Genomic DNA, 11,745 nt, shown 5'->3' on the forward strand with positions numbered 1-11,745 from the left:
GCGATCCGCGGAGGGCCCATCGGCCCTGTCTCCCGGCCGTTCGGTCACGGCGTCGGGGCCGTCCAGCCGGTGATGCGCGGCCGGGAGGCCCACTGGCCCATGACAGGGACCTCCGGCCCCGTGCGCGAACCACCCTGGCCGACCACGGTGTGAGGGCAGGCCCGCCCAGCATGGCGCCTCGGAGTGCCGGACGGCCAACTCCCTTGAGGGGCTGTGCAGTTCAGTCCACGTACGCCGCATCCGGCTCTGCCGGCGGCCAGACTTACGGAGTCCCCATGTCCCGCACCGTCACCGTCGGCCTCGACGGATCCCAGGAGAGCCTCACCGCCACGCAGTGGGCCGCCCAGGAGGCACTGCGCCGCGCGGTGCCGCTGCGGCTGCTCCGGGCATGGAGCAGGGACGAGGACCCGCGCACTTGTCTGGTCGACCCGGCGACGGCGCGCGGATGGGGCGAGCGTACGCTCGCCACCGCCGAAAGGCGGCTGCGGCGCCGCCATCCGGGCCTGGATGTCGAGACGAAGTGGGTGGCCGCCGACCCGGTGGAGCTGCTGTGCGCCGCTGCCGACGAAGCGGAATTGCTGGTGCTCGGCTCCCGCGGTCTGGGCGGCCTGGCCGGCTTCTTCGCAGGGTCGGTCTCCATGGCCGTGCTCGCCCGCACGCGGCGACCTGTCGTCCTCGTTCGCCCGCACGACCCCCTGGAGCCCGAGCAGGACCTTACGGGGGATGTGGTGGTCGGTCTGGACGTGTCCGCCCCCAGCGACGAGGTGCTCGCCTTCGGCTTCGGTGCGGCCGACCGGTACGGCTGCGGCCTGCGGGTGGTGCACAACTGGGCTGTCCCCGCGCTCTACGGACCCGACATGGGCGGCGCACTGCCACTGCTCATGACGGAGGTCGCCGAGGACGCACGACGGGCGCTCGACAAGGCGCTGGCCGCCTGGACCGAGAAGTTCCCGGGTGTAGTGGTGGCGCGCGACTGCCGCCAGGGTCGGCCGGCGCAGGACCTGATAGAGCTGTCGCACGACGCCCGGCTCGTCGTCGTCGGCCGCAGGGTCCGGCGCGCGCGGATCGGTACCCACATCGGGGCCGTCACCCACGCGGTCCTGCACCACTGCCTGGCCCCGGTCGCGGTCGTCCCACACGACTGAACGGGCCCGACGGCCGGGCGGGGCACGCCGACGCTGCCCGCCGGTGCGGCATCTGCCCAGGGCAGATGGGGCAGCGCAGCCGAGCCGCCCACGCTGGTACCTCCCGGCCTCTTACAGCGACGACGACGAAAGGCGCCGCGTGGACCGTGAGGGCGGGCGGGGTCCTCACCAAGGGCTGTTCAGCCCACCGCCGTGGACCGTTGGCGCCCGGCGCGGCCCGGCGCCGGCCGGGAGAGTCCGCGGTGTCAGGAACTCGAACGGAACGTCATCGAAGGGATCATCACCATGGCCGGGCACCAGCACCCCGACCCGAAGGCCCGATTCCACCTGCCGTCCATGCGCAGGAACCAGGCCGCCTCCGCCCCGGAGTCCGCAGCGCCTGCACGCATCGACACGGACACGGACACGGCACGGGCCTACGTCTTTTCCTCGGTCCGTGTGCTGATGGGACTCGTCTTCCTGTGGGCCTTCCTCGACAAGACCTTCGGACTGGGCTACGCCACCCGGTCCGGCAAGGGCTGGATCGACGGTGGCTCGCCCACCGAGGGGTTCCTCGGCCACGTCGCCGTCGGACCGATGGAATCCGCCTTCCACTCCTGGGCCGGCGCCGCCTGGGCGGACTGGCTGTTCATGCTCGGTCTGCTCGGCATCGGCCTCGCCCTCACCGCCGGGGTGGCGCTGCGCCTGACGGCCCTCGCGGGCACCGTGATGATGGCGCTGATGTGGATGGCCGAGTGGCCACCCGCTCAGCACCTGTCGGACGGCTCACGGAGCATGTCGACGAACCCGTTCATCGACTACCACCTCGTCTACGCCGTGGTGCTCATCGCTCTCGCCGCCGCCTCGGCCGGCGACGCCTTGGGCCTGGGGCGGCCGTGGGCCAAGCTCCCCTTCGTCCGCGACCACAGGTGGCTGCGCTGAACGCCGCCGGAGCGGTGGGCCCGCTGACGGGGCCCACCGCTCCGGTCCGCCAAGAGGGCCTGCCGGCCCCCATCCGGGACCAGCGGTCCCTGCCCCGGTCGGCCACTGACCGAGATGCTCGAAGCAGATCAGATAACGCAGGAGGTGGGCTCTGTGCCCGGAACGATTGTCGTGGGACTCGACGGCTCGACCGAGAGCCGTGCCGCCGCGGAATGGGCCGCCCGTGAGGCGGAGTTGCGCGATCTGCCGGTGAAACTGGTCCAGGTGTGGCAGCCGGTGCCGATGGCGCAGGCGCCGCTCCTCGGGGCCGAGACCGGCCAGCACTGGACCAAGCGCGTCCTCCGCGAGGTCGCCGAAGAACTGCGGCTGCGTCACCCCGGCGTCGAGGTGAGCACCGAACAACGCAACGGAATCCCGGCCGGTGTCCTCCTGGACGCCGCACTGGACGCGGAGTTGCTGGTCCTCGGCTCCCGCGCGCTGAGTGGTATCGGTGGCTTCCTCATGGGGTCCGTCGGCCAGTCCGTGACCGCCCACACCGAGGTGCCCGTGGTCCTGGTCCGGGCGGGTGGGCAGGCCGCCGAGCACCTCGAGGACGCCGTCGGCACCGCGTCCGGTGCCACCGGCTTCCGGCCCGTCGTCCTGGGGCTGGACACCGGCAGCTCCAATGTCCAGGTGATCTCCTTCGCCTTCGAGGAGGCACGGCGTCGCAAGGCCACCCTCGCCGTCGTCCACAGTTGGGACCTGCCGCCCTCCTACGCGTACGGCATGGCCGGCGGGTACGACCCCCGCGCGGACATATCCCGTGCGCAGGCAGGCGCCCTCACCGAGGTGCTCCTGCCCTGGCGGGAAAAGTACCCGGACGTCAGGGTGGGCGAGATGTCCCGTATGGGTAGCCCCGCCAGCCACCTTGTCGACGCCTCCCGTGACGCCTCGCTCGTCGTCGTCGGCCGTTGCGTGCGCCGTGCACCGTTCGGCATCCACATCGGTTCCGTGGCGCACGCGGTATTGCACCATGCCGCCGTCCCCGTCGCCGTCGTCGCCCACGACTGACACGGTTGAGCGTGCAAGGCGATAGACCACGACGGTGGCTGTCGTAGGGGGCTCGGCGACCGCGGCTCGGTCGCCATCTGGTTGGTCGGGACGCACACCGCGATCCGCTCATGCGGGACACCCGTGTCCGGGTCCGCGTCCCACTTCGTGATCAGAGCGGCCGCACCCCCCTCCCGCTCGGCGTCCCAGTCCGGGAAGGCGTGCCCGGCCGGGCGGCGACATCCGCGGCCGGTCTGCGCTCGGCCCTCGGAGTCCTGGGCGATGTCGTCGCCTTCTTCAGCGGGCGTGCGCAGGGATGCACGAATCGGGCCGGATCCGTCGGCGGTCGGATCAGCGCGGTGAGGGGTGCCGGTTCGTTACGGCACCGGGCGGGGCGGGAGCCGTTGAAGGTGCGGGCCTTGGCCGGTCGTACGGGCGGCCGGGCCTGTGGGGCATTCCCACAGGCCGGGCCGGGTTCCCGTCAGGCGAACGGGGTCGTGAGGACGGAACCCGTGCCCACCTGGATGGTGGAAGGACCGTTGCCCAGGGCGCTCCAGACCTCGACGCGGATGGTGCCGCCGTTCAGGTCGCCCAGCGTGCCCGAGGCGGAGAGTGCTCCCTGCCGGGCGGAGGAGTAGTCCTCCCAGCCGGTGATCGGGTCGGTGGCGAAGTAGCGGAACGTCTCGACACGGTCGAAGGTGCCGTCGCCGGTCAGGTCGTAGGAGACCCGGGCCTGCTGGGCGTAGCCGACGTGGGTGCCGGCGTCGACCTTGAAGGTGAAGGCCGTGCTGGAGCCCGACTTCAGGGTGCCCCTGACCTTCTTCACCTCGTAGACCAGCGGGTTGTACGGGGTTCCATCATGGTTGGTGCCGCCCGCTGACGGGATGGTGTCCGAGGAACCGGTCGAGGCCGCCTGGGTGGTCAGCCGGCCGCCGGAGTGCAGATAGAAGATGCCGCCTGTGACCGGCGGGGGCCCGGAGGTGGTGACGGTCATGGGGGCGCTGGCCGGCCCTACCTGATCGGCGGTGTCGCGGGCCTTGACGCTGTAGGTGTACGGGGTGCCGGCGGTCAGCCCGGTGTCGGTGTGCGTGGTCCCGGTGACCGTGGCGATCCTGGTGGTGCCGCGGAAGACGTCGTAGTCCTTGATGCCCTTGTCGTCGGTGGCCGCTCCCCAGGTCAGCGTGACGGAGGTGTCGGTGACGGCACCGGCGACAGGGACGCCGGGTGCACTGGGCTTGGCGTCCCCGGGGGCGCCGCACAGGGTGCCGAGCCCGGTGTCGTCGCCCGCGCCGGACGCGGTGGACCTCGCCGGGACGTTCAGCACTCCGCCGTCGGAGAAGACCACCGAGCACGCCTCGGCCGTGTAGTTGTGCGCGGCGTAGGTCTTGGTGCCGTTCTTGTCGAAGACCACGGCTGTCGGGGAGTTGGCCGTGACGGTCATGTCCGGCGATCCGATGGCGTTCATCGTGGCGACCCAGTGGTAGGTATGGGCCTTGGTCTCGCCGGCCTCGGGGACGTAGCCGCCGTTCCACTGGTTCCAGTGGCTCATGGCCTTGGGTGGGTCGTAGAGAGCCTGGACCTGCCAGAAGATGTCCTTCCACTCGGCGGCCGGGCCGCCGTTCTCCCTCTCCATCTCGTCCACGCTGCGGTTCAGCATGGCCTTCTCGCGGGCCAGATGCAGCGAGCCGCCGGTCATCGGAAGGAAGTTGATGCCGTGGATCTCCTCGGGGTTGGCGGTCCACCAGGTCGCGTACGCGCCGCCGCTGCTCCAGACCATGCCGACGACGTCATGGGTGAAGCCCTGCGGGTAGACCTGCTGGTCGGCGTCGAACCAGTACTGCGCGATCGACTCCGACTCCGTCATCATCATGTAGACGCCCTGGTCGCGCAGTGCCCTGTCGCCCGTCGCCGAGCCCCACATGATCAGGCCGGCGCTGAGGTTGATCGACTCCGAGGACGACTCCTGGTTGTTGCCGGCCGCGAACGCCTCGTGGCCGGCGGCCCAGCTGTGGCCGGCGTAGACGTCGAAGCCGCGCAGGAACGGGTACTTGGTGTCGTTCCTCGCCGGGTTCGCGGCGTCCTTGATGAGCTCCTTGACCATGCCGCCCCACTCGGAGTCGGCGGCCCACCCGGGGTCGTACTGCGCCACGATGGCGGCGGCCATCACGTAGTACGAGTAGTGGAAGTGGTGGTCGTTGAGCTCTTGGTCGCTTCCGTACGAGGCCGGGTACCCGATGAGGGTGCGCCAGTCCTTGTCGTAGGAGAACTCGGAGGGGCCACCGACCGTGAACCATTCCTCCATACGGCCCTTGAGCAAGGTCAGCAGCTTGTCCCGGTCGGCGGTGTCCCCGACCTGGTCCGCGAGGGGGACGAGCTGGGCGAGCTTACCCAGGGCCTTACCGGTCCAGTAGGTGTCGATCGCGCCGCTGAAGGGATCGCCCTGGGTCAGCACGTCGTTGATGTAGGTCTTGAGCCTCGCCTTGTCGACGCCCGTTGCGCTCGGCAGACCGGGCAGGACGCCGTTCGCCTTCTGCGTGGTCGTGAAGGAGGTGCCCTCGCGGACCTTCATCTCGCCGCGTGACGAGACGTAGCCGTAGGCGGTCAACGGGTCGGTGGTGTGCAGCCACTGGTGGCGGTAGAGCGCCTGCAGGGTGCCGGTCTCGGTTCCCTCCATCGCCTCGGTGGTAAGCGAATAGGTCGCCCTGACCTCGCCGTCGCCCTCCCTGTACTCCCACGCCACCTCCGAGCCGGTCACGAAACTGAAGGCGTACTTCTTGTAGTGGGAGAGTGCGTCCTTACGGGGAAGGACCGCGAGAGAGAAGTACCTCTTGGAGCCCAGGTCCGCCCGGATCTCATGGCCGGAGACGGTCCAGTCGCTGCCGCTCGGAGCGAACAGCGCGTAGTCATGACCCGAGATGGTGAGACCGAGGACGTTGCCCTGGTCGGCGAAAACGGTCGGCGGGGCCGCGGCGCTGATCTGTGCCGCCCCGCCGGTGCCTTCCGCGTACACGTACGGCAGACCATGACCGATGGTCGTCCGCAGACTGCGCGCTCCGTCGTTCCAGTACGGGGTGACGGTCCAGTCGCTCCACCCGTCCGCCTTGGCGTCGGGGGAGTTGAGACCTGCGAGTCCCAGGGTCAGGTCGGCCTTGTGCGGGAACTCGTACTGACGGCCGTCTCCCACGACCTGGTGCGTGGTCGGGTAGCCGACCTCCAAGCCCCCGGAGACCGCCTTGTAGGTGAGGGGGTGGCCGTACATGTTCTCCGACCACGGGTTACCGGAGAAGCGCTGGAAGGCCAGCGAGGACCACCAGTCGTTCGTCGGGACGGGGGTGCCCGCCGCGGAGAGGGTGACCTTCGGCTTGACCTCCTGGCCACCGTTGTTCGACGGCCCCTGGCGGCCGGCGGGCCGTACGTCGCTGTAGCTGCCCTTGCCCACCTCCACGGTGGCGGCTGAAGCGGCACCGCTGCCGACGGTGCTCAGCGTTGCAGCGGCAAGAGCAACCGTCGTCAACAACGACAGATTTCTGCGAGATCTCATGCGCAGCCCTTCTGAGAGCGCTCTCAAACCGCCGACAACGTAGGGCGGCACTCCGGGGCGGTCAATACTTTGAGTCAAGACCGCTTGTCGGCTGCTGGGTCTTCAAGGGGTTGAAGGGTGCATCGCGACGCCGGGGGATCAGGCTCGGTGCCCGCCGGGGGCGCTGGAAGGCTCGCTCGCCCAGAGTGCGCGAATCGCTTCGTATGCCAACGGGGCGCGGCGTTGCAGAGGAAGCGCCGCGAGGTGCGGAGAGGGGTCCTCTGGCTGGGAGCGCTCTCATGCTTCCGCCCTGCGGGACTATGCTGCAACGGCAGCCCGCCGGACTTCAGCGCGTGGAACAGGAGAGCCTCTTGCCCGAGCAGACGATGACGTCCCGCCCCACCCTCGAAGAGGTGGCGGCTCGCGCGGGCGTCTCACGGGCGACGGTGTCCCGTGTGGTCAACGGGGGGTCCGGAGTGCGACAGCCGTTGATCGACAAGGTGCGCAAGGCTGTCGACGAGCTCGGTTACGTTCCCAATCGGGCGGCGCGATCCTTGGTGACCCAACGTACCGGCGCCGTGGCCGTGATCATCGCCGAGCCCGAGTTCCGGGTGTTCTCTGATCCCTTCTTTGAGCGGCAGGTGCGAGGGATCAGCAGGGAGCTGACGGCAAACGATCTTCAGCTGGTGCTGCTGTGGGTGGAGGGAGAGTCCGACCACGACCGGATCGCCCGATATCTCTCCGGCGGGCACGTGGACGGCGCTCTTGCCTTCTCCCTGCACAGCGACGACAGGCTTGCCCACCTGATAGCCCACAGCAGGGTGCCATCCGTGTTCGGTGGCCGCCCCCCTGCGGGCTCCTCTTCAGGGGTCCCCTACGTGGACTGCGACAACAGGGGCGGGGCGCGGGCAGTGGTGTCACACCTCGTTTCCGCAGGGCGCCGGAGAATCGCGCACATCGCCGGCCCACCTGACCAGACCTCCGCGGTGGACCGTGCAGCCGGCTACCGCGACGTCCTCATCGACGCCGACCCCGCACTTGTGCAGCTCGGCGATTTCACTGAGGAGAGCGGCGCCAGGGCCATGAGAACGCTGCTCGACCGATGCCCCGGACTCGATGCCGTCTTCGCCGCGAACGACCTGATGGCACGGGGCGCGCTGCGCACCCTTCTGGAGCGTGGCCTGCGTGTCCCCGAGGATGTCTCAGTCGTCGGATTCGATGACATGGAAGACGTCGCCAGCGGTGCGTCCCCTGCCCTCACCACCGTTCGTCAGGACATCGAAGGTATGGGCCGCCTGATGGTCAGACTCCTGATGCGCCTTCTCCATCACCCTGAGCAGGGGCGGGCCGATTCCGTGATCACCCCGACCGTGCTGGTGCAGCGCCAGTCCTCCTGAGATCGCAGGTGGCCCGTCCACCCGTCGCGTCCTGTCGCCCCGCTGCCGGTGCTTGTGATGCGCTGGACGGCATCGGATGTCCGCCCTTTCAGGCGTCCGGCGCGCCGACTCGATGAATCGGTGAGAAGAAGCGTGGTGCCGGCTGTCGTCCGGACTCGGATGGGTGGCGAACCGCCTGCATCGTCGCGCAATTTCGGTGGTTGACGGCTGCAGCCCTCTCCGGCGTGCCTCCAGTCGGGCATCCGCAGCCGACCGATCGCCGCAGGGCCGAGTCGCCTTCGCGGCCGAATCTCCCAACGGCCCCCTCCTGTCGGTGAATCCAAGCCGTTACTGCTTCACGTCTTGACGGTGTGCAGCGCACCCCGGCAGGCTCCACATCGCGTCTGAGAGCGCTCTCAAGCGTCTCGTGTTCAACCGAAGCCCAGGAGGCCGTCATGACTACTGCCAGAGCCGCCAGGAGAGCGATCCTCCGCCTCGGCGGAGCAGTGCTGGCCGGAACACTGCTCGCCGCCTGCGGCTCCGCCGACTCCTCGTCAGAGAGGGCAGGCGGCAAGGTCACGATCACCGTGGACCTGTTCGGCTCCTTCGGTTACAAGGAGGCCGGGCTCTACGCGGAGTACGAGAAGCTCCACCCCGGCGTCACGATCAAGCAGACCGACACTCAGGACGAGGCCGACTACTGGAAGTCCCTGCAGACCCGGCTCGCCGGCGGCGGCGGCCTCGCCGACGTCCAGGGCATCGAGGTGGGCCGGATCGCGTCCGTCACCCAGCAGCAGACCGACCGCTTCGAGGACCTGCGGAGGTACGGCGCGGACAAGCTGAAGGGCGCGTTCGCCGAGGCGAAGTGGGCGGCCGCGACCGGGGAGAACGGTGAGGTCCTCGGCCTCGGGACCGACGTCGGCCCCGAGGCGATGTGCTACCGCACGGACCTCTTCAAGCAGGCCGGCCTCCCCGTCGACCGCACCGAACTGGCGAAGCGTTGGGCCACCTGGGACGGCTACCTGGAGCTCGGCACGCAGTACAAGGCCAAGGCCCCGGGCAAGAGCGCCTGGATGGACAGTGTCGGCAGTCTCTACTCGATCATGATCGGACAGCAGGAGGAGCGCTATTACGACGCCTCCGGCGAGCTGATCTGGGAGACCAACCCCGCGCTGAAGAAGGCATGGGACGCCTCCGTCAAGGCGAGTGACGCCGGTCTCAGCGCCAAGCTCGACCAATGGTCCCCCCAGTGGAACCAGGCTTTTGCCGCCGGTTCCTTCGCCACCATCCCCTGCCCGGCCTGGATGCTCGGCTACATCAAGGGCCAGGCCGGTGAGAGCGGCAAGGGCAAGTGGGACATCGCCAAGCTCCCGGGCGGTATGGGCAACTGGGGAGGCTCCTACCTCTCCGTCCCGAAGGCCGCGAAGCACAAGAAGGAGGCGTACGAGCTGATCGCCTGGCTCACCGCCCCCGAGCAGCAGGTCAAGGTCTTCGCCAAGCAGGGCAACTTCCCCTCGGCCACGGCCGCGATCGCCGAGATTGCCCGCACCACGGACCCGTACTTCTCCAGCGCGCCCATCGGGCAGATCTTCGGACACGCGGCCGAGTCGGCCCCTGTCCAGGTCCTCGGGGTGCACGACCAGAACATCGCCCAGCAGATCACCAACGCGCTGAGCGAGGTGGAGCGCAAGGGCCTCGCCCCGGAGAAGGCGTGGGAGAACGCGAAGAAGGGCGTCGCGAACACCCTCGGATAGAGATCCGCTCAGCGCCCGTCTGCAGCAACCCGTCCTTCCTCCGCCGCCGCACTCGACCCCGCTCGGCGGCGGAGGAACTCCTCCTTCACCTCTCACGTCGAAGGGCCGTCAAGTGACCCTCACCGCCCCGGCAGAGATCGCGAAGCCGCGTAGTCCCTCCCCAGCGCGTCGCCTTCGCCACACGCTCGCGCCATATGCCTACGTCGCCCCGTTCTTCACCCTCTTCGCCGCCTTCGGGCTCTTCCCGTTGATCTACACGGCCTTCGTCTCGCTCTACCGGGTGGAGCTTCAGACTCCCGGTGACATGGAGTGGCGGGGCTTCGGCAACTACGCCGCACTGCTGAACGACCAGTACTTCTGGACCGCACTGCGCAACACCTTCACCATCGGCGTGCTGTCCACCGTGCCGCAGCTGGTCATGGCGCTCGGCCTGGCGCACCTGCTCAACTACAAGCTCCGCGGGCGGACGTTCCTGCGGACGGCGATGCTGCTGCCGTACGCCACCTCGGTCGCCGCCGCCACCCTCGTCTTCGCCCAGCTCTTCGGCCGCGACTTCGGGCTGGTCAACTATGCTCTCGGCCTCGTGGGCATCGGGCCGGTCGACTGGCAGACCGGCACCCTCGCCTCCCAGATCGCGGTCTCGACGATCGTCATCTGGCGCTGGACGGGGTACAACGCGCTCATCTACCTCGCCGGCATGCAGTCCATCCCGTCGGAGCTGTACGAGGCGGCCGAGATGGACGGCGCCTCCCGGTGGCGGCAGTTCTTCCATGTGACGCTGCCGGGTCTACGGCCCACGATCCTGTTCACCGTCGTGGTCTCCACGATCGGGGCGACCCAGCTCTTCGGCGAGCCGCTGCTCTTCGAGGGCTCCATGTCGGGCGGCATCTCGCATCAGTACCAGACCCTCGGCCTGTACATGTACGAGCAGGGCTGGGGCTTCTTCCACCTGGGCCGGGCCGCGGCGATCGCCTGGATGATGTTCCTGCTGATCCTTGTGCTGGTCGGTCTCAACGCCCTGATTACGCACCGCCGTTCTCGCAAGGAGGCCGGCCGATGACCGTGCATACCGGGCCCGCCCCGGTCCCGGCACCCGACAGGCCGGCCGATCTGGCGACCGCTTCACCTGCCCACGCACGCACGCGCCTGCCACGCCGCAGGTCCTCCCGGGCGGGCCGCACCCTGCACGCCGGTCCGCTCGCCTACGCGATCCTCATCGTCGCCGTGGTCCTCTCCGCCTTCCCGTTCTACTGGACGATCGTCGCCGCGAGTCGCTCCAACGCCGATCTGGCGAAGGTCCCGCCGACCCTGTTGCCCGGACCGAACCTGGTCCGCAACTTCGAGGCGGTCCTGGAGGAAGCCGACATCGGCACGGCCCTCCTCAACTCCCTCGTCGTCTCCGGCTCGATCACCCTCGGCACCGTCCTGTGCTGCACCCTCGCCGGGTTCGCCTTCTCCAAGCTCCGCTTCCGGGGCCGGGGCGCGCTGCTCGCGGTCACGGTGGGCACGATGATGATCCCGCCGCAGCTCGGGGTCATCCCGCTCTTCATGCTGATCGCCGAGCTCGGCTGGGTGAACCAGCTCCAGGCAGTGATCCTTCCCGGCCTGGTCTCCGCCTTCGGCGTGTTCTTCATGCGCCAGTACCTGCTCCAATCGCTGCCCGACGAACTCATCGAGGCCGCCCGGGTCGACGGCGCCTCCACCTCCCGCATCTTCTGGTCGATCGTGGTCCCGATCGCCCGCCCCGGCATGGCCGTCCTCGGCCTGCTCACCTTCATGGCCGCGTGGAACGACTTCTTCTGGCCCATCGTCGCCCTGTCCTCCTCCGAGCCGACCGTCCAGGTCGCCCTCCGCCAGCTCGGCGGCGGATACGTCCAGGACCAGTCCGTGATCATGGCCGGCACCCTGCTCGGCACCCTGCCCGTGCTGGTGGCCTTCGCCTTCCTCGGCCGGCAGGTCGTCGGCGGAATCATGCAGGGAGCCGTCAAGGGCTGACCCGA

Annotated in this window: 8 protein-coding genes; 7 read left to right on the forward strand and 1 reads right to left on the reverse strand. The window is 69.3% G+C overall.

What is annotated here, in order from left to right:
* The first annotated feature begins 275 nt into the window (after window positions 1-275).
* The 3 genes from ACFV6V_RS03115 to ACFV6V_RS03125 all read left to right on the forward strand — a co-directional run bounded on the left by ACFV6V_RS03115 (window position 276) and on the right by ACFV6V_RS03125 (window position 3,116).
* Window positions 276-1,145 carry a universal stress protein gene (locus tag ACFV6V_RS03115; protein ID WP_385558240.1) on the forward strand — a complete coding sequence of 290 codons (870 nt, stop codon included), beginning with the start codon at window positions 276-278 and terminating at the stop codon, window positions 1,143-1,145.
* Window positions 1,146-1,430: 285 nt separating this feature from the next.
* Window positions 1,431-2,066, forward strand: a complete 636-nt coding sequence (locus ACFV6V_RS03120; RefSeq protein WP_385558243.1) for a hypothetical protein — start codon at window positions 1,431-1,433, stop codon at window positions 2,064-2,066.
* Window positions 2,067-2,219: 153 nt separating this feature from the next.
* The gene (locus ACFV6V_RS03125; RefSeq protein ID WP_385558246.1) at window positions 2,220-3,116 is read left to right on the forward strand and encodes a universal stress protein; all 897 of its coding nucleotides are present in this window, start codon (window positions 2,220-2,222) and stop codon (window positions 3,114-3,116) included.
* A 460-nt stretch (window positions 3,117-3,576) separates the two neighbouring features.
* Here the strand turns inward: ACFV6V_RS03125 and ACFV6V_RS03130 are convergent, their stop codons facing one another.
* Entirely contained in the window at window positions 3,577-6,636 is a 3,060-nt protein-coding gene (locus ACFV6V_RS03130) for a glycosyl hydrolase (RefSeq protein WP_385558249.1), read from the reverse strand.
* A 365-nt stretch (window positions 6,637-7,001) separates the two neighbouring features.
* Between ACFV6V_RS03130 and ACFV6V_RS03135 the strand changes: the two genes are divergently transcribed.
* The 4 genes from ACFV6V_RS03135 to ACFV6V_RS03150 all read left to right on the forward strand — a co-directional run bounded on the left by ACFV6V_RS03135 (window position 7,002) and on the right by ACFV6V_RS03150 (window position 11,740).
* Window positions 7,002-8,012 (forward strand): LacI family DNA-binding transcriptional regulator, encoded by a 1,011-nt coding sequence (locus ACFV6V_RS03135; RefSeq protein WP_385558360.1) that lies wholly within the window; start codon window positions 7,002-7,004, stop codon window positions 8,010-8,012.
* A 434-nt stretch (window positions 8,013-8,446) separates the two neighbouring features.
* The gene (locus ACFV6V_RS03140; RefSeq protein ID WP_385558252.1) at window positions 8,447-9,745 is read left to right on the forward strand and encodes an extracellular solute-binding protein; all 1,299 of its coding nucleotides are present in this window, start codon (window positions 8,447-8,449) and stop codon (window positions 9,743-9,745) included.
* Between the two features lie 112 nt (window positions 9,746-9,857).
* On the forward strand, window positions 9,858-10,805 hold the full coding sequence (locus ACFV6V_RS03145) for a carbohydrate ABC transporter permease (protein WP_385558255.1): 948 nt from the start codon (window positions 9,858-9,860) through the stop codon (window positions 10,803-10,805).
* On the forward strand, window positions 10,802-11,740 hold the full coding sequence (locus ACFV6V_RS03150; RefSeq protein WP_385558258.1) for a carbohydrate ABC transporter permease: 939 nt from the start codon (window positions 10,802-10,804) through the stop codon (window positions 11,738-11,740). The genes ACFV6V_RS03145 and ACFV6V_RS03150 overlap by 4 nt, the downstream gene beginning before the upstream one ends.
* Window positions 11,741-11,745: the final 5 nt, after the last annotated feature.

It is taken from the genome of Streptomyces sp. NPDC059828 (genome assembly GCF_042731955.1).
In the GTDB taxonomy this organism is placed as follows: Bacteria; Actinomycetota; Actinomycetes; order Streptomycetales; family Streptomycetaceae; genus Streptomyces.